This is a genomic window from Chryseobacterium vaccae (genome assembly GCF_009602705.1).
Lineage (GTDB): Bacteria > Bacteroidota > Bacteroidia > Flavobacteriales > Weeksellaceae > Chryseobacterium > Chryseobacterium vaccae.
The window spans coordinates 438,577-455,789 of record NZ_VSWH01000001.1 but is presented as its reverse complement, the minus strand read 5'-3'; the positions used below and the strand labels follow the sequence as shown (position 1 = coordinate 455,789).

The 17,213-nt window shown below is 36.7% G+C and carries 19 protein-coding genes; 8 read left to right on the top strand and 11 right to left on the bottom strand.

Annotated elements, in window-relative coordinates; all coding sequences use genetic code 11:
- Window positions 1–3: 3 nt before the first annotated feature.
- From FW768_RS02045 to pdhA, 10 genes are all read right to left on the bottom strand, one after another.
- The gene (locus FW768_RS02045; RefSeq protein WP_153391921.1) at window positions 4–516 is read right to left on the bottom strand and encodes a DUF7935 family protein; all 513 of its coding nucleotides are present in this window, start codon (window positions 514–516) and stop codon (window positions 4–6) included.
- 160 nt (window positions 517–676) lie between these two features.
- Window positions 677–2,506 carry a S8 family serine peptidase gene (locus tag FW768_RS02040; RefSeq protein ID WP_153391919.1) on the bottom strand — a complete coding sequence of 610 codons (1,830 nt, stop codon included), beginning with the start codon at window positions 2,504–2,506 and terminating at the stop codon, window positions 677–679.
- Window positions 2,496–3,299, bottom strand: a complete 804-nt coding sequence (locus tag FW768_RS02035) for a hypothetical protein (protein WP_153391917.1) — start codon at window positions 3,297–3,299, stop codon at window positions 2,496–2,498. The genes FW768_RS02040 and FW768_RS02035 overlap by 11 nt, the downstream gene beginning before the upstream one ends.
- 263 nt (window positions 3,300–3,562) lie before the next feature.
- Window positions 3,563–4,429: a hypothetical protein gene (locus FW768_RS02030; RefSeq protein ID WP_153391915.1), complete on the bottom strand. Its 867-nt coding sequence runs from the start codon at window positions 4,427–4,429 to the stop codon at window positions 3,563–3,565.
- Window positions 4,426–5,103: a RadC family protein gene (radC, locus tag FW768_RS02025; protein WP_153391913.1), complete on the bottom strand. Its 678-nt coding sequence runs from the start codon at window positions 5,101–5,103 to the stop codon at window positions 4,426–4,428. Before radC ends, FW768_RS02030 begins: the two co-directional genes overlap by 4 nt.
- Window positions 5,104–5,136: 33 nt before the next feature.
- On the bottom strand, window positions 5,137–5,715 hold the full coding sequence (locus tag FW768_RS02020; protein ID WP_231128613.1) for a murein L,D-transpeptidase catalytic domain-containing protein: 579 nt from the start codon (window positions 5,713–5,715) through the stop codon (window positions 5,137–5,139).
- A gap of 14 nt (window positions 5,716–5,729) precedes the next feature.
- On the bottom strand, window positions 5,730–6,398 hold the full coding sequence (locus FW768_RS02015; RefSeq protein WP_153391911.1) for an ABC transporter ATP-binding protein: 669 nt from the start codon (window positions 6,396–6,398) through the stop codon (window positions 5,730–5,732).
- 86 nt (window positions 6,399–6,484) lie between these two features.
- Window positions 6,485–6,973 (bottom strand): TlpA family protein disulfide reductase, encoded by a 489-nt coding sequence (locus FW768_RS02010; RefSeq protein WP_153391909.1) that lies wholly within the window; start codon window positions 6,971–6,973, stop codon window positions 6,485–6,487.
- A 125-nt stretch (window positions 6,974–7,098) separates the two neighbouring features.
- Window positions 7,099–8,703 (bottom strand): pyruvate dehydrogenase complex dihydrolipoamide acetyltransferase, encoded by a 1,605-nt coding sequence (locus FW768_RS02005; protein ID WP_153391907.1) that lies wholly within the window; start codon window positions 8,701–8,703, stop codon window positions 7,099–7,101.
- An 84-nt stretch (window positions 8,704–8,787) separates the two neighbouring features.
- Window positions 8,788–9,789: a pyruvate dehydrogenase (acetyl-transferring) E1 component subunit alpha gene (gene pdhA / locus FW768_RS02000; RefSeq protein WP_153391905.1), complete on the bottom strand. Its 1,002-nt coding sequence runs from the start codon at window positions 9,787–9,789 to the stop codon at window positions 8,788–8,790.
- A gap of 125 nt (window positions 9,790–9,914) precedes the next feature.
- On the opposite strand from pdhA, the gene FW768_RS01995 reads away from it, so the two are divergent.
- Window positions 9,915–10,517 carry a phosphatase PAP2 family protein gene (locus FW768_RS01995; RefSeq protein WP_153391903.1) on the top strand — a complete coding sequence of 201 codons (603 nt, stop codon included), beginning with the start codon at window positions 9,915–9,917 and terminating at the stop codon, window positions 10,515–10,517.
- Window positions 10,518–10,525: 8 nt separating this feature from the next.
- Window positions 10,526–11,020 (top strand): BlaI/MecI/CopY family transcriptional regulator, encoded by a 495-nt coding sequence (locus FW768_RS01990; RefSeq protein WP_153391901.1) that lies wholly within the window; start codon window positions 10,526–10,528, stop codon window positions 11,018–11,020.
- 123 nt (window positions 11,021–11,143) lie between these two features.
- Here the strand turns inward: FW768_RS01990 and FW768_RS01985 are convergent, their stop codons facing one another.
- A complete protein-coding gene (locus tag FW768_RS01985; RefSeq protein WP_027375202.1) occupies window positions 11,144–11,497 on the bottom strand; it encodes an RNA recognition motif domain-containing protein in 354 nt (117 codons plus the stop codon).
- A 250-nt stretch (window positions 11,498–11,747) separates the two neighbouring features.
- Here FW768_RS01985 and FW768_RS01980 point away from each other — a divergent pair, with 250 nt between their 5' ends.
- The 6 genes from FW768_RS01980 to FW768_RS01955 all read left to right on the top strand — a co-directional run bounded on the left by FW768_RS01980 (window position 11,748) and on the right by FW768_RS01955 (window position 17,182).
- Window positions 11,748–12,302: a DUF2975 domain-containing protein gene (locus FW768_RS01980; RefSeq protein WP_153391899.1), complete on the top strand. Its 555-nt coding sequence runs from the start codon at window positions 11,748–11,750 to the stop codon at window positions 12,300–12,302.
- A gap of 3 nt (window positions 12,303–12,305) precedes the next feature.
- Window positions 12,306–12,509, top strand: coding sequence for a helix-turn-helix domain-containing protein (locus tag FW768_RS01975; protein WP_153391897.1), 204 nt, complete (start codon window positions 12,306–12,308; stop codon window positions 12,507–12,509).
- Between the two features lie 113 nt (window positions 12,510–12,622).
- Window positions 12,623–13,036 (top strand): DUF6157 family protein, encoded by a 414-nt coding sequence (locus FW768_RS01970; protein WP_153391896.1) that lies wholly within the window; start codon window positions 12,623–12,625, stop codon window positions 13,034–13,036.
- Window positions 13,037–13,132: 96 nt separating this feature from the next.
- Window positions 13,133–13,525, top strand: a complete 393-nt coding sequence (locus tag FW768_RS01965; protein WP_062699151.1) for an acyl-CoA thioesterase — start codon at window positions 13,133–13,135, stop codon at window positions 13,523–13,525.
- Window positions 13,522–14,082: a helix-turn-helix domain-containing protein gene (locus tag FW768_RS01960; protein ID WP_153391894.1), complete on the top strand. Its 561-nt coding sequence runs from the start codon at window positions 13,522–13,524 to the stop codon at window positions 14,080–14,082. Before FW768_RS01965 ends, FW768_RS01960 begins: the two co-directional genes overlap by 4 nt.
- A gap of 232 nt (window positions 14,083–14,314) precedes the next feature.
- Window positions 14,315–17,182 (top strand): heavy metal translocating P-type ATPase, encoded by a 2,868-nt coding sequence (locus tag FW768_RS01955; RefSeq protein ID WP_153391892.1) that lies wholly within the window; start codon window positions 14,315–14,317, stop codon window positions 17,180–17,182.
- Window positions 17,183–17,213: the final 31 nt, after the last annotated feature.

The window sequence follows — 17,213 nt, the reverse complement described above, 5'->3', positions numbered from 1 at the left end:
TTTTTAAGTTATTATTAAAATTTCTCTTCGAAGATCTTCTATTGTATCGGCAATATAATCTTCACTTTCCATGTAATTCATGATGAAAATGGTCTTGAATTCATCCAGATCAGCATTTCCTTTCAACCCTTCATACGTTTTATGAAGCAGATCAATCACTGCATTCTTAGAATCCACGATATTCTTCCATGAATTTTTTGTCAGATAAAGCTGCTGTGAAGAGTTATATTCAAATTCTTCATTGATTGCTTTTTCAGTAAGGAAAATAAATTCATGAACCGCAAGATCTTTATCAAATTTCTGAATAAGATTGGAAGGTTTCATTCTTTCCAGAAAGAGAGTCATCCTTTCATAAGAATGGGTTTTGTTTTCTGTATTCGATTTTACGGAAAGAAGTTTGATCTCCTGATTTTTAAGGGTAATATAGGTATGTACAAATTGTCTCAGCAAAACCAGAAAAGGAATTGCAATAATCAATGCAAAAGCATAAGGTAAATATCCTGAAAAACTAGTCATAATTTTAGACCGCAAAATTACTAATTATTTTCCGGGTTCTAAAGATTTTTTGCATATATCCGTTAATAAAAATTTTTTAAACCTTATACAGGAAAATAACCTTCAGGAATTGGGAAAGAGAAATAAAAAAACAGCCGGAAAGCTCCGACTGTCTGTTTAGTTATTTTTTAATAATTTTCTTATTGACTTTTTCTTTACCTGAACTCAGTTCAACCAAATAGGAGCCTTGTTTTAATTCGCTTATATCAAACCCGTTACGTACAATACCTAATACGGATAGATTCGGTTTATTGATGACCAGTCTTCCCGAAAGATCATAAACTGCTACAGATATTTTTTCGCCAGCACTGATCTTTTCCAGGTTTTTAAAGTAAATAAGTCCTGATGACGGATTAGGATACACTTCAACAGCCAAAAGGTTACTTTCTGCGATCTGCACATCTGATAATTTGCTGTTTCGTTCTGTTTCAGAAGCTTTAGTGGCCACCGGTGCGAAGGTATAACATGAATTATCGCCAATATAAAGGTAATTTGATTTCCCAGGATCCGGTGCCAATACAACATTATTTTCCAGAAGGATATAGTCTTTTGCTTTAATGGTAATTTCAGATTGGTTTACAAATGACTGATCTTTTATTCTTACTTTCTGAGGAGAATTAATCAGCTCAAAACTATATCGGTTAAAATCTCTTCCTGAAACCAGCATCTCACCGCCGTTTACCGGATTCATCTGCCAGGCCAGTTTAGTAGATTTTCCCGCATCAATTCTACCCGCTCCCATTCTTCCGACGTATGGAAGGTTCTCCGGAATGGTATCAAGATCGGATGCTCCTAATTTCAGAATAGACTCTACTTCATCTGCATTCAAACAATTATTAGCTGAAAATAATAAGGCCACAACACCTGATACCTGCGGGGCTGATAAAGAAGTTCCCCACGCGCCTCCATAAGAAGTGTCACTTTCTGCAGTTGCTCCCAGAACATTATATCCTGAAGCATACACATCCACTTTATCGTTCACTCTGTTAATGGTTGCAGGATCTCCGATGTTATGTTCTACTCGATCTTTCCAGATCATCGGAATATTGTTGTAAGTAAAGCCTACATCTTCATGTCCCACGGTAGAAACACTGATCACATGATTGTAACTTGCAGGATATACATAAGTGAAAGGACCTCCACAGGTAGATGAATTTCCTGCCGCTGCAATAACTACTGTTCCATTAGCATATATTTCATCAATAACGCTTTGTTCAATAGTACTTGGTGCACAATATCCGTTATGCCAGCTGGCATTAACTACTCTTGCTCCTTTTTTTGATAATTCCAATAATCCGTTAACACTATTGTTCATTTTATAAAGTACAGTAGAGTTAAACCCGGTTCCAGGGATTCCCTTACCATTATCGGTATTTGCCGCAGCGTGGCTTGCTACTGCTGTTCCATGAGAATCCGGATAGGTATAAGTATCCAGGCTGGTTACTTTTCCTACAAGGTCTTCGTGGGTAAGCCTGATAGGGGTATCACATATTCCTATTTTAATATTAGGATCTCCATGAGTGTAATCCCAGGCATTTGTTATATTGATGAGATCAAGACTTTTGCGGGGAGCTGAGCTTCCAATGGGATAATGATAATCATTCGGGGTATATAAAATTTCCGGTTTACGGGTTTCTTCTATCAGAGGAAAATATCTACTGAATTGCTTTAAATCCTCGAAAACTTCACTTTTATTAACCTCCAGCAGATATATTCTCTGCAGAAATGGGGTAACTGCCAGGGGAAAAGCTTTTTCAAATTTATAGATTTCATATTTCGATAAAACTTGTGTAACAGATCTGTCGGTATGTTCTAAAAACAGGTTTTTACCATTGCTTTTTATTTTGGGAACATTATCGTTGTTTGCAATTTCTATATAGTAGGCTTTATTTTGAGCAAAAGATAAGGCGGACCATAAAGAAAATGCAGCAATTAATACTTTATTTTTCATATTGCTGTATTTTATTTTTTAATTCCTTGATCTCTTTACTCTGCTGAATCATATATAGTGTTAATTCTTCTACTTTTTTAAGCAGGAGAATATTCATTTCTTTCAGCTCCACCCCGTTTTTGATAGCTTCTTCTGTAGTAGGTACCTCCGGAAGGTGGCCGTTTTCACTGATGAACTTATCCAATTCATTCAATGGCATCAGTTTATAGTCTTTTTCGAAGACATAATCTGCCCAGCCGTTGTCTGCTGCAATGTCAACCTTTATTTTTTCAGTTCTGATTCCGTTTTTCACAAATAATCTGTAATCGTTACAGTCAGAACAGTTGAAAGTAAGACTTGAAGGTCCTAAAACCATTTTACCGTTTGCTTTCAATGATAAGATACTTTCAAAAGGACCGTTAAGGCTTGTTATTCCTGAGACATCAAAAATCCCTGGATTATTGGGCTGATATTCCTTGTACGACAGCCACACCAAAGAAGAGCCATTCCCAACATTGGCACCGTGATTCAGTACCTGAAATGTATCAGAAGTGGTGGTGGAAATGAATTGGGACCTGCCCATTGCCTTAAAAATGTAGTTAGGATCAGGAGCTGTATTGATTCCTATGCTTCCTTTCGCATGAATTCTCATCCGCTCAGTACTCATTGTTTTTATAACCAGATCCTGCTCATCTCTTGTTCCGATATATTCTTTACCCGGAGAGGTTCCTAAATTTCCTAATAGATTCCATGTTGATTGGGCATTTGAGAATGCAGCCATAGCAATAGCCGCCAAAATGAATGTTTTTTTCATGATGATTAAATTTAAGTTTTATGGTTTATTTAGCTTTTTTACACCATGAATATACAACTATTTACCTTACAAAAACTTTGTAAGAGAAAAAAATCACAAATTTGTGAGGATTAAGCTATGAAATAATAAATTCGGATACCCTCTTAAACAAGAAAATATATACATTTAATTTTCAATGAGTTAAAAAAATTATCTCTACTGAAAAAATTTAACGAGCAGAAACAGGCTTATAGGTCTGAGTAACGTCCTGCGTTCAAAATTGTTTAATAAAACCTTTTAAGAAATTTATTTTCAATAACACCATATTCATGAAGTTCTGCTCCAAAACTTTTGAAAAAAACCTGAATTCCCCGGATATTGCTTCCCATGAAATTGAATGATTTTTCATGAATATACAGATTCAGAATTCTGTCGATTACAAAAGAAGCCCCATTTTCATTTTTATATTTTTCATCATTGACCAAACTTAGCAAAGAAAACTGTTCTTTGTCTGAAACTAAAACAGCCAGGCTGATTAATATATCATTAAAAAATGCCCCGCAGAGCTTAAGGGAATTATTTTCGGAAAGAAAGAACAGATAATTTTTAAGTTTCTGCCAATCCGATTCTTTGGAAAGTCCTTTTAAATTACTGCGAAAAAAAAGAATGCTCTGGTCATTAAGCTCGATTTCCTTATAATGAAGGTGCTGAGCCATTTTAGCGGTAGATTTTCTTCCTTTAAAGTATTTTTTTCTTCTTAACAGGACATAGTCAGAAATGGGAATAATGTAATTTTTTCTTTTTTCCGGCTCCGATGAAAATGTATTATGCTGATTAAATGAATAGAGAAAAAGAATATATTTCTTTTTTAAAAACTGTAAAAACAGATCATTGATTCCTGAATCATCAGCTTTTGAAAAAACCCCAAGCTGCTGACAGAAAAGTGGCATATTAACGAAATTAATTCCTACTTTTCGATCTATATGAACAGGCATTACCGCTTCATAATCTCCATAAACCAGGACATGCCAACTGCCTGAAAGCTGATCTAAAATTTCCTTTCGGGCATACCAGTTTCTCTGTTCAGAATTTTCCAGGCATTTTGTATATTTTACGAAATCAATCTCGTTATATTTCACTCTTCTAATCATAATAATCCATCATCTGAGAAACTAAAGTATGAGTTCTGCGTAATAATAATGTGGTCTAAAAGCTGGATGCTCAGTATTTTCCCAGCCTCTTTTATTTTTTGTGTAATATGTAAGTCTTCTTTGCTGGGCTTCAGGCTTCCTGAAGGATGATTGTGCGCGATAATAATCCCTGTTGAAAAATGATCCAGAGCGGTCTTGAATAATATTCTTACATCTACGATAGACTGGCTTATGCCTCCTTGAGTCAGCTGGGCAATATGAATGACTTTGTTGCTCTGGTTAAGAAATATTCCCCAAAACTCTTCGGTTCTCAGATCTGACAGCTGATTTTTTAATAAAAGATAGGCATCATTACTATTTACAACCACGGCTCTTTCCGGAATATCCTGAACAGCTCTTCTTCTCCCGATCTCTAGGGCTGCGATAATAGAAATGGCTTTAGCCTCTCCTATCCCTTTGAACTTCATCAATTCTTTGGTAGAAAGCTGACTTAGCTGATGCCAGCTGTTGTTTACTGAAGAAAGAATCTTTCTTGCCAGTTCTACAGCCGTTTCATCTTTACTTCCGCTTCCCATAATAATAGCCAGTAATTCAGAATCAGAAAGTGAATTTCGGCCTTTCAGCAAAAATTTCTCTCTGGGTCTGTCATCTTCGGCAAGAAGTTTTATGGGCATTTTTTTAGGGTATAAATGATGAGTTATAGATTGTTAATAGAAAGCGTATAAAATAACCGGATATTTAGATTGATCAAGGTATTTTGCAGTCTCATTGAAAGCATTTACCGAGAGCATGGGACAGCCTAAGCTTAAACAGGCCGGAGATGATGATTCTTTATCCGGAACACATCCCAGTGAGTGTAATACAATTGCCCGTTCCATAGCTCTGCTGTTGGAAGCATCGAGACCGTTCATCCTGTAAGCTTTACCGAATTTTCCGTTATAGCTCTGCAGAATTTCATATTTTCCAAGGGAAGATTGATAGGATCCTTCCGTATTACTGAATACTAAAGCCTCTGAATTCCGTACTACAGAACCGGAACCGTGAGAAACGATTGCTTTCTGTAGTATTTTATTGTTTTTCAGGTCATACACAAAATAACGGTATTGTCCTGAATAGGTTTTAAAGTTGATAAAAACCGCGATATCCTGATTGTAATTTTTGCCCTTCAGAAAACTTTTAATTTCCAGAATCTTTTCTTTCGGAATACCTCCGGAAACGGGAGTTCCCTGCGACTCAAATTTAGCACAGGAAATGATAAAAAGAAATAGGAATATCAATTTTTTCATTATCAAAAGCAGGTTTATTCTATGATCATACCGTCTTTCATCACCAATTTCCGGTCTGTAATTTCAGCAAGACCCGGGTTATGGGTGACAATCACAAAAGTCTGGTTGTATTTATCTCTAAGGTCAAAAAATAACCGGTGAAGATCATCGGCATTCTTTGAATCCAGATTTCCGGTAGGCTCATCGGCAAAAATAATCTTCGGTGAATTGATCAAAGCTCTGGCAACAGCAACCCTCTGTGCTTCTCCTCCTGATAACTGATTAGGCTTGTGATGAAGCCTTTGCTCTATCCTAAGATCTTCAAATAAGGCGTATGCTTTTTCAAGGGCTTCTTTCTCATTTGCTCCTCCTATTTTTGTTGGAAGCAGAACATTTTCTAATGCGGTAAATTCCGGAAGAAGCTGGTGAAACTGAAATACAAAACCAATGTTCTGATTTCTGAATTTAGAAAGCTGCTTATCATTCATATTAATGAAAGATTCTCCTGCAATAGAAATTTCTGTATTGTATTTATTGGAATTGGTTGGAAGATCCAGTGTTCCAAGAATCTGCAAAAGTGTAGATTTTCCTGCTCCTGATTCTCCAACGATAGACACCACTTCACCTGTTTTAATGTGGATATCAACTCCTTTCAGTACTTCTAAATTCCCATATGATTTATGGATATTCCTTGCTCTAATCATGATTCAAAAATAGTGAATAAACATAAATATACGAAATGTTTCAAAGCAAACATTCTAATTTATTTTTGATGAGATTGAAGTGAATATTATCTTAATAATTCATCAACCTTCTTTATCATTTCTTTAAATTCTGCTTCATTAAAGCCAACAGAACTAAACACCACTTTCCCGTCTTTATCCATGATATAGTTTCTGGGAATATATTCTTTGGCAAAAAGAGAATAAGCAGATCTGTCTTCATCCGGATAAATAGGCAGCTGAAACCCTTTTTTTGCCTTAAATTCTGCTATTTCACTTTGAGAATGCTCACGTCCAATGATAAGTAAGGAGAACCTTTTATCATTCTTATATTTTTCCCAAATCTCTGTCTGTAAATGAGGAAGCTCAAGCATACAGGGTTTGCACCATGTTGCAAAAAAATTGATCAGAACAACTTTCCCTTTCAGATCAGATGATCTTATCATTCCTTCTTCACTTTTAATCGTAAAACTAGGAATGACCTGGCCTACTTTAATTTCCTGAGCCAATAAAACCATATTGAGAAGGAGAGATGCAATAAGGATGAACTTTTTCATTTTTGTTTTTTCAATAACTAAATATAATAAGTATTCCTCAAATAACATGGAAATAAAATATCATTTAGCAACTATAAAAAAAAGCCTCCCGGATTGGGAGGCTTCACTATTTTCAGTTTAGAAAATTACAGTAACAAAGTTAATGGGCTTTCTAAATATGTTCTTAATGTCTGTAAGAATTGAGCACCGGTAGCACCGTCCACTACTCTGTGGTCACATGCCAATGAAAGCTTCATGGTGTTTCCTACAACAATCTGACCGTCTTTAACAATCGGTTTTTCAATGATTGCTCCTACTGAAAGGATTGCAGAGTTCGGTTGGTTGATGATGCTTGTAAATGTTTCAATTCCGAACATTCCTAAGTTGGAAATAGAGAATGTGGAACCTTCCATTTCATTTGCTTTAAGACCTTTGCTTTTCGCTCTTGAAGCCATATCTTTTACTGCTGCAGAGATCTGAGTGTAGTTCATCTGATCTGTATTCTTCAATACAGGAACCACTAATCCGTCCGGAATAGCTACAGCTACACCGATATTGATATTTCCTCTGTGGATGATCTTGTCTCCTGCCCAGCTTGAATTTACCTGCGGATGTTTTCTTAAAGCAATTGCAGTTGCCTTAATAATCATATCATTGAAAGAAATTTTGGTATCAGGAATAGAGTTGATCTCTTTTCTCGCCTCAATAGCTTTATCCATATTGATCTCTACCATCAGATAGTAGTGAGGTGCAGAGAACTTACTTTCAGCAAGACGTTTTGCAATAATGCTTCTTACCTGTGAGTTTGGTGTCTCCGTATCTTCACCCTGAACAAAGCTTACAGCAACCTGAGCAGCAGCACTTGCAGCCGGAGCTGACGCAGCTGTTTTCGCAGCAGGCTGATAATTTTCAACATCTTTTTTAACGATTCTTCCGTTTTCTCCTGAACCCTGGATATCGTGGATGTCCACTCCTTTATCCTGAGCCATTTTCTTAGCTAAAGGAGAAATTGCTACCCTGTCAGAAGAGGATGAACTTACAGCCGGAGCTGCTTTTTCCTCAGCTTTAGCTTCAGTTTTTTGTTCGGCAGGTTTTTCTGATGATTGGGAAGCTGCTTTTGGAGCTCCTACACCTGAAACATCTGTTCCTGCAGGACCGATAATTGCTAAAACGGAATCAACCGGAGCTGCTCCGCCTTCTTCTACACCTTGCTTCAATAATATTCCGTTGAATTCGGATTCAAAATCCTGTACTGCTTTATCAGTTTCGATTTCCGCAAGAAGATCACCTTCTTTTACAGTATCGCCTACATTTTTATGCCACTTAGCTACTTTACCTTCTGTCATTGTATCAGACAGTCTTGGCATAGTAATCACTTCTACCCCAGCCGGAACTTCTGCTACAGTCTGCTCAGCAGATGCAGGAGTTTCTGTTTTAGGCTCTTCTGATTTTTTTTCTTCGGAGCCAGCACTGGGAGTAGCTGTTCCTCCCGTTAATCCTGAAATATCTTCTCCTTCATTTCCGATAATAGCCAAAACAGAGTCTACAGCAGCTGCACCGCCTTCTTCTACTCCTATGTATAAAAGAGTTCCTTCTACTTCAGATTCGAAATCCTGAACAGCTTTATCTGTTTCAATTTCAGCTAAAATATCTCCTTCTTTTACCTTATCACCTACTTTTTTATGCCATTTCGCCACTTTACCTTCCGTCATAGTGTCGGAAAGGCGGGGCATCGTAATTACTTCTGCCATAATCTATATTGATTTGAGATTCGAGATTTGAGATTTGAGAATTCGGAAATTTCAAACTTCAAATTTCAAATTAATTTTTATTTATTAATTTTCTAATTTATCTAAGAATGGATAATCTTCCTGAGCATACACATACTCATAGATTTTTTCAGCATCCGGATATGGAGAATTTTCCATAAATTCGATACATTCTTCAACAAAATCTCTTGACTTGTTATCCATAGTCTCCAACTCTTCTTCTGTAGCCCATCCGTTAGCCAAAATTCTCTGTTTTACCAGTTCGATAGGATCATCATTCTTATGAACCGCTACTTCTTCTTTAGAACGGTAAGGTTCAGCATCAGACATAGAGTGTCCTCTGTAACGGTATGTTCTTGCTTCAATGAATGTAGGTCCGTCTCCTCTTCTTGCTCTTTCTATCGCTTCATAAGCAGCTTCAGCCACTTTTTCAGGATCCATTGCATCTACTGCAAGACAAGGCATTTCATATCCAAGACCCAGTTTATAAATATCTTCGTGGTTGGCTGTTCTTTTTACAGAAGTTCCCATTGCATATTGGTTGTTCTCTACAACAAATACTACAGGAAGCTTCCAGTTCATTGCCATATTAAATGTTTCATGTAAAGACCCCTGTCTGGCAGCACCATCTCCGAAGAAACAGATATTCACCGCTTTTCTGTCAAAATATTTATCTGCAAAAGCAATACCTGCTCCCAAAGGAATCTGTCCACCTACAATACCATGACCTCCGTAGAAACGGTGCTCTTTGCTGAAAATGTGCATAGAACCACCCATACCTCCTGATGTTCCGGTAGCTTTACCGCAAAGTTCAGCCATGATTCTCTTAGGATCTACGCCCATCGCCATTGGATGGATGTGACATCTGTAAGCTGTAATCATACTGTCCTTCGTTAAATCCATTGCATGCGTGAAGCCGGCAGGAATAGCTTCCTGGCCGTTATACAAATGTAAAAAACCTCTGATCTTTTGTTTTAGATAAAGAGAACGGCATTTGTCTTCAAACCTTCTCCACATAGTCATATCTTCATACCACTTCAGGTATACCTCTTTAGAAAATTCTTTCATGTGATAGCTCTTGCTTATTTATGATGAAATATTTGAGCAAAATTATAAAAAAAACTTTGTTTTTATCGTATACATACTAATTGTTTTTTTGCTTATAGTGTTATATTTGAATTTTAAACTTAAACATGGAAGAAAAACAGCCGTCATTGGTACATAAAATTTCAAAAGTCATCTCTGATTTTTTCAACCCTTTAGTTTCTCTGTTTATTTTCTACCTTTATATGAGTGTAAGAGAATATTCACTTAAAGATTCTCTGTTTTATTTTGTTCCTATTCTTTTAATGACTATTATTCCTGTCATTATCTGGCTGATCTGGAATGTAAAAACAGGAAGATACACCAATATGGATGTATCTGACCGTGTACAAAGGAAAACTTTATATATATTTGTAGCAGGCTGTCTAATGAGTTATCTTATTTTTCACTATATAAGGAATGGATACATCGATCTGGTTATGCTGTTTATTCTGATCCTTCTCATCACCATGCAGATCAGTAATTTTTTCATTAAAAGTTCCATGCATACTTCTTTCAATATATTTGTGGCTGCCTTATTTTTTACACTAGACTGGAAGATGGGCCTTGTCTGGCTGGGCATCGCCACACTGGTAGGAATTACAAGAATTATATTAAAAAGACATACAATAAAAGAAGTATTTATGGGGGCCGGAATAGCATTTCTGGTATCTTTTGTTTATCTTTATTGCGATATACAATTTCAACATTAAGAACATCTATGAAAATTAATCATCTTACGTCTGCGGAAGAGAACTTTATGAAACTGTTTTGGAAGCTGGAATCTTTTTACCTGAAAGACGTTATGGAGCAGCATCCTGAGCCTAAACCTCATCAAAATACGGCTTCTACTTATTTAAAAATACTTGTTGAAAAAGGGTATCTTACTACAGAAAAAGAAGGCAGAATATTCAAATATTCCGTGATTGTTCCTATGGAAGAATACAGGAAATTTTTACTGAAAGAACTTGCTCATCATTTTTTCAATGATTCCGGAAAGGAAATTCTTGAGTTTTTATTTAACGAAAATTTAATCTCACAAAATGACCTGAAGGGTTATTTTGACCTTAAAATAGAAATAAAGCCAGCCAAAGCTGAAGAACCTAAATTTGAAATTGCTGAAGAAGTACTCAATCCTAAAAAAGGGAAGAAAGGAAAGGAAAAAGAGAAAAGCAAGGATAGTAAAGAGAAGAAGAAAAAGAAGAAAAAAGATTAATCTCTCTATATAATGTAGGTTCGCGGAAGGAGTGTTGACAATCAGTTAGTTTTTTGACCGAGCTAAATCCAACCATTTAAAAACAGACATAAAAAAAGCGGCTTAAAAAAGCCGCTTATATTTTTACCAACGATTTCCGCCTCCGCCACGGTTGTTGTTACCATAGCCTCCGCCTCTGTTGTTGTTATTTCCGTAACCTCCGCCTCTGTTGTTGTCGAAGCTTCTTCTTGGCTTTTCTTCTCTTGGCTTAGCCTCAGATACGTTCAAAGTTTTTCCGTTGAATTCTTTCTGATTAAGAGCCTCAATTGCCTGCTTTCCTTCTTCATCACCCATTTCGATGAAACCAAAACCTCTTGAACGGCCAGTTTCTCTGTCAGTAACGATTTTAGCTGATGATACGTCACCGAATTCTGCAAATAGATCATGCAACTCATATTCTTTAGTTGCGTAATTGATGTTTGAAACAAAAATGTTCATTTTAAATAAAATTAAAAAATTAATAAAAATTTGGGTATATAAAAGAAAAACAACATAAATTAATGAACAAATATTGATTCCAAATATAAACGTATGCAAGATACAATTAAAAATTTCAAATCAAAGCTTTTTTTACAGTGTTTCTCACATTATGTTGAATTCAAAAATATAATTAATTGAAAAAAGAAAAATATTTATTGTTTTTCAATAAATATTTACCGATATTTGTTTTCATAAATTTTTCTTAAATATGAAAACAATGGAAACCAACACTAAACGAGTTCTTTCGATCATGAATGTTATTTCATGGATCGTTTTTATCGGAGCATGTATTACCGCAGGAGCATTAACCTGTTCATACATTATCACTGTAGTTAATCCCGAAGCAGCAAAAAAGCTCTATAAAGGCATTAGTTTCTACAATCTGTATCAATCTAATTCACAGCTGTATTATCAGATAATGACCACTATTATTTTCCTTGCCTGCTACAAAGCCTACCTTACCTATTTTGTGGTGAAAATTTTCCTGAAGCTCAATCTCGCAGCACCTTTTAGTGAGGATATCAGAATAATGATTACTAAAATTAGCTATGCAGCCCTTTCAATAGGTCTTATTTCCCTTATTGCCGAGTCTTATTTTTTTGATAAAGACTCTGTAACAACCGGGATTTCTCCCATTACCAATCTGTATGAATTTATAGGTTCCGGATCTGAATATCTGTTTTTCGGAGGAATTATCTTTATCATTGCCCAGGTATTTAAAAGAGGAATTGAACTTCAGTCTGAAAATGAATTAACCATATAAGTTATGCCGATTATTGTAAATTTAGATGTCATCATGGCCAAAAGAAAAATGTCACTGAACGAACTTTCGGAAAAAGTAGATCTTACACTCTCCAATCTTTCTATTCTGAAAACCGGAAAGGCAAAAGCCATAAGATTCAGTACTCTTGAAGCCATCTGCAAAGCCCTCGAATGCCAGCCCGGAGACATCCTGGAATATAAGGAATAAGAAATCATACCCTGAAAGAGGGAAGCATGAACTTGTGATCTGAGGCCAACTACTTCCCTCCTATAATCTTATCCCAATTTAGATTATATTAGAGTCATTAAAAATCCGTTAATGTGAAACAGCATACCACCAATTACCTCAATACTCTTATTGAAACGGCGGAAGACTGCCCCGTGTCTCAGGCACAAATCCCGCCTGAAAAGAAAGAAAAAACATTAGCCAGCCTTCAGTATGGAATAATTTCCGGACATCCGTATCAGTTTTCGTCAGATGACATTATTTTTGAATGCTATGCTTTAAAGAATGATATTACTGAAAGTGAAAAAGAATCAGAAAGAATTAGGTTTTTCTCAAAAGGGCAGCCATGTCTGAGATCTTCTCCGTTAGCCAAACGCTACGGATTCGGGTTTCATCATAATAAGGAAGGAAAAGTAGCTGTTTATCCCGCAGAAAGCCAGGAATACCAGCAATTGTTAAATGACAGCTCAGTTGTTAAAGTAAAAGCAATGCGCTCCAAAAGAAAATGATTGAGAAAATGAATGGTTTTCTTCAGATCAGTAAATAGTATTTCCTTGATAAACCCGGTTTTAAACACTAAATTTGTCATGCAAATTATTAAAGACATGAACTACCATACCAGAAAATGGGTAAAACCCGAAGACCTGAATCCCAATCATTCACTTTTTGGAGGAAGACTTCTTCAATGGATTGATGAAGAAGCTGCTCTATACGCCATCATCCAGCTGGAAAACACAAAAGTAGTTACGAAGTTTATCTCAGAGATCAATTTCGTAAGCTCTGCCAAACAGGGAGATATTATTGAAATAGGAATTGAAGCTGTACATTTCGGATCATCTTCCATTACCTTAAGATGTGATGTCCGCAACAAAATGACCCATCAGACCATTATCACCGTTGATAAAATTGTTATGGTAAACCTTGATGCTGACGGAAATCCGGCTCCTCACGGAAAAACCCAGATTGAATTTGTGAAAGACAGACTGAGCAAGCCATGAAGATCTTCATCAAGAACATGGTATGCAACAGATGTATTGCTGCCGTTGAAAAAATATTTAACGATGCCGGGACGCCGCTTCATTCAGTTATTCTTGGAGAAGCCGAAACAGAAGCTGAAATTCCAGATGGAGTTATGCATCAGATTGAAGAAAAACTGCTGGAAACAGGCTTTGAAAGGATTAAAGATTCTGCCCATCAGCTGGTTGATAAGATTAAGAACATCATCATCATCAAGATCAGCGGGATGGATATTGACGAAAACTTTCTCCTCTCTGAATATTTAAGTTCAAAACTTCATAAAGAATACAGCTCTCTTTCAAAAACTTTTTCTCAAAACGAAAATATCACGCTCGAACAGTTTTTTATCCTGCAGAAAATTGAAAAAGTTAAGGAGCTTCTGTTGTATAATGAGTTCAACCTTACGGAAATTGCAGGCAAGCTTGGTTACAAAAGTGTTCAGCACCTGTCTACACAATTCCGTACCATTACAGGCTTTACTCCTACTGAATTCAAAAAACTTAAAGATCATCACAGGAAACCGCTGGACAGCGTCTAAGTAAAAAGAAAATCTAAAGTCAGATCGTTTGAGAGAGATAATATGAGTAAAATAATTATTTTAAAGGGAAAACAGTCTCACAGGCTTCCCCACTCTCTCAAATTCTTTTTCTTTTCTAAACCTATAAAACCCTCATCTCAATAACCTTTCCTAATTCTATAACTATTATCCTTAAATTTATAACAGGCTTAAGTTCCGTTTTTGGAAATTTGTACTATAAAATTCAAGGATCATGGAAAGACAATATAATATCCTCGGAATGACGTGTTCCGGCTGTCAGAAAAAAATCTCAGAAAAGCTCAACAGTGTTCACGGTGTTAAAGCCGATGTGAATCTGGAAAACAGTACAGCAACCATCACTTTCGATCACGAAATTGAGCTTTCAGCTTTAAATCAGGCTTTATCAGAAATAGGAAAATACAGACTGGAAGACCCGGAAAAACCGGAAAAGGCATTTGTAAAGCCTCAGGACAGAGTTTCCCCTTCTTCAGTATATTATTGCCCGATGGAATGTGAAGGAGATAAAGTATACTTTAAACAAGGTGAAAGATGCCCGGTTTGCAATATGTACCTCGTACCTATTGAAGAAAAACACGCTAAAGATCCCAATCACAAACCTACTTACTCTTCATCAAACCTACCGGAAAGTTTTAAAAATAATATTGGAAAATACTATTGCCCAATGTTCTGTGAAGGGGATAAAACCTACAATTCAGATACAGGCTGCCCGGTTTGCCATATGCACCTGGAGCCCATCACTGAAGAACTGGTAAAGAATGCTTCACAACACAACCATTCACATTCGCATTCACACGACCATCATCACGGACACCATCATCATGAAGCACCGACAGTAACAGATGAAATGGCAGGAAGATACTATTGTCCGATGTACTGTGAAGGGGATAAAACCTATGACTCCAATGTAGGATGTCCCGTCTGTGGAATGGATCTGGTAAAATACCCCGAAAAAAAAACCGCAAAATACACCTGTCCGATGCATCCGGAAATCATCAGCGATGAACCGGGAAGCTGCCCTATCTGTGGAATGGACCTCGTAAGAATGCCTGACAGCGGAGACGATGAAGAGGACGAAACCTATAATATCTTAAAAAAGAAATTCTTTATTTCCCTTGCTTTTACCATTCCTGTTTTCATTCTTTCGATGGGCGGAATGTTTATTAATTTCCCTTTTTCTCATCAGATACAGGGAATTATAGAACTTATATTAACGCTGCCTGTTATGTTTTATTCAGGATGGTTCTTATTGAAAAGAGGCTGGATTTCTTTCAAAACATGGAACTTAAACATGTTCAGTCTTATTGCATTGGGGGTTGCAGCTGCTTTTATTTTCAGTATAACCGCTATTGCTTTTCCGGATATTATCCCGCATGAAATCCGTGGACATAATCATGAGATTCCATTATATTTTGAAGCGGTCTGTGTTATTTTAACATTGGTTATTTTAGGGCAGCTTATGGAAGCAGCAGCGCATAAAAAAACAGGAAATGCCATTAAAGAGCTGATGAACCTTTCACCTGATGAAGCCAATCTTATGGTGAACGGAGAGGAAAAGAAAGTTCTTCTTTCCCAGGTTAAAATCGGTGATTTATTAAAAGTAAAGCCGGGAGAAAAAATTCCGGTAGACGGAAAAATCATTGAAGGAAATTCTGTAGTGGATGAAAGTATGATTACCGGAGAGCCCGTTCCTGTAGAGAAAAATATTGATGATAAAGTTTCATCGGGAACCATCAACGGAAATCAGGTTTTTATAATGAAAGCTGAAAAAGTAGGTGATGAAACCCTTCTTTCACAAATCATTAAAATGGTTAATGAAGCCAGCCGAAGTAAGGCTCCTATTCAAAAACTAACCGATAAAGTTTCCAAAGTTTTTGTTCCGGTAGTTATTCTGATTGCGGTGCTTACGTTTGTTCTATGGCAATTTTTCGGACCGGAAGGAAAAAGAAGCCTTTTCGCATTTGTTAACGCCGTAGCGGTTTTAATTGTAGCCTGTCCGTGTGCACTTGGCCTTGCAACGCCCATGTCTTTAATGGTAGGGATCGGAAAAGGAGCCAAAAACGGAATCCTGATCAAAAATGCGGAAGCCCTTGAGCAGATGAATAAAGTAAATGTTTTAATTACGGATAAAACCGGTACTCTTACAGAAGGAAAGCCGTCTGTGGAATATATTGAAACAACCGGCAGTGAAGACAAAAACCAGATGCTAAAACTGGCATTTTCACTGAATCAGAATTCAGAACATCCATTATCGAACGCCGTAATCAAAAGAGCAAAAGAAGAGCATATTTCTGCCGAAAAAGTGGATCAGTTTGAAAACATTTCCGGGAAAGGAGTAAAAGGAAATATCAATGGAAAAACAGTTTATTTAGGAAACGAAGGTCTTCTGACCAGCCATAATCTCAGCATTCCTGAACATTTAAAACAAAAAGCGGTAGAAGTACAGTCAAAAGCACATACCATTTCCTATATTGCAAAGGATCAAATTGTATTAGGTTTCATCAGCTTTACAGATAAGATTAAAGAAAGCTCCAAAAAAGCAGTCAGACAGCTGATGGATGAAGGAATTGATGTCATGATGATGACCGGAGATAATGAACACACAGCAAAAGCAGTTGCCGATGAGCTGGGCATCCAACATTTCAAAGCCAACTGCCTTCCTGAAGATAAATTAAACGAAGTAAAAAGACTGCAGCAGCAAGGTAAGATTGTAGCCATGACCGGGGACGGAATCAACGACTCCCCTGCTTTAGCCCAGTCTGATGTTGGAATCGCTATGGGAACAGGAACTGATGTAGCCATTGAAAGTGCAGAAATCACCCTTCTGAAAGGAGATATTTTAGGAGTAGCCAAAGCAAAACTTCTGAGTGAAAAGCTTCTTAAAAACATTAAAGAAAACCTGTTCTTTGCATTCATCTATAATGTATTGGGAGTTCCGGTTGCGGCAGGATTATTGTATCCATTCTTTGGAATTCTGCTGTCTCCGATGATTGCCGCGGCAGCCATGAGTTTCAGTTCTTTATCTGTGATCCTGAATTCATTAAGATTAAATTCTGTAGATCTGGATATTAAGCAAAGATAAAAACGGTTTATTAACCTCAATTTTACATCAC

Bases quoted from the DNA above. Each gene is read 5' to 3' on its own strand.
- FW768_RS02045 (WP_153391921.1), bottom strand. From the start codon at position 516: ATGACTAGTTTTTCAGGATATTTACCTTATGCTTTTGCATTGATTATT.
- FW768_RS02040 (WP_153391919.1), bottom strand. From the start codon at position 2,506: ATGAAAAATAAAGTATTAATTGCTGCATTTTCTTTATGGTCCGCCTTA.
- FW768_RS02035 (WP_153391917.1), bottom strand. From the start codon at position 3,299: ATGAAAAAAACATTCATTTTGGCGGCTATTGCTATGGCTGCATTCTCA.
- FW768_RS02030 (WP_153391915.1), bottom strand. From the start codon at position 4,429: ATGATTAGAAGAGTGAAATATAACGAGATTGATTTCGTAAAATATACA.
- radC (WP_153391913.1), bottom strand. From the start codon at position 5,103: ATGCCCATAAAACTTCTTGCCGAAGATGACAGACCCAGAGAGAAATTT.
- FW768_RS02020 (WP_231128613.1), bottom strand. From the start codon at position 5,715: ATGAAAAAATTGATATTCCTATTTCTTTTTATCATTTCCTGTGCTAAA.
- FW768_RS02015 (WP_153391911.1), bottom strand. From the start codon at position 6,398: ATGATTAGAGCAAGGAATATCCATAAATCATATGGGAATTTAGAAGTA.
- FW768_RS02010 (WP_153391909.1), bottom strand. From the start codon at position 6,973: ATGAAAAAGTTCATCCTTATTGCATCTCTCCTTCTCAATATGGTTTTA.
- FW768_RS02005 (WP_153391907.1), bottom strand. From the start codon at position 8,703: ATGGCAGAAGTAATTACGATGCCCCGCCTTTCCGACACTATGACGGAA.
- pdhA (WP_153391905.1), bottom strand. From the start codon at position 9,789: ATGAAAGAATTTTCTAAAGAGGTATACCTGAAGTGGTATGAAGATATG.
- FW768_RS01995 (WP_153391903.1), top strand. From the start codon at position 9,915: ATGGAAGAAAAACAGCCGTCATTGGTACATAAAATTTCAAAAGTCATC.
- FW768_RS01990 (WP_153391901.1), top strand. From the start codon at position 10,526: ATGAAAATTAATCATCTTACGTCTGCGGAAGAGAACTTTATGAAACTG.
- FW768_RS01985 (WP_027375202.1), bottom strand. From the start codon at position 11,497: ATGAACATTTTTGTTTCAAACATCAATTACGCAACTAAAGAATATGAG.
- FW768_RS01980 (WP_153391899.1), top strand. From the start codon at position 11,748: ATGAAAACAATGGAAACCAACACTAAACGAGTTCTTTCGATCATGAAT.
- FW768_RS01975 (WP_153391897.1), top strand. From the start codon at position 12,306: ATGCCGATTATTGTAAATTTAGATGTCATCATGGCCAAAAGAAAAATG.
- FW768_RS01965 (WP_062699151.1), top strand. From the start codon at position 13,133: ATGAACTACCATACCAGAAAATGGGTAAAACCCGAAGACCTGAATCCC.
- FW768_RS01960 (WP_153391894.1), top strand. From the start codon at position 13,522: ATGAAGATCTTCATCAAGAACATGGTATGCAACAGATGTATTGCTGCC.
- FW768_RS01955 (WP_153391892.1), top strand. From the start codon at position 14,315: ATGGAAAGACAATATAATATCCTCGGAATGACGTGTTCCGGCTGTCAG.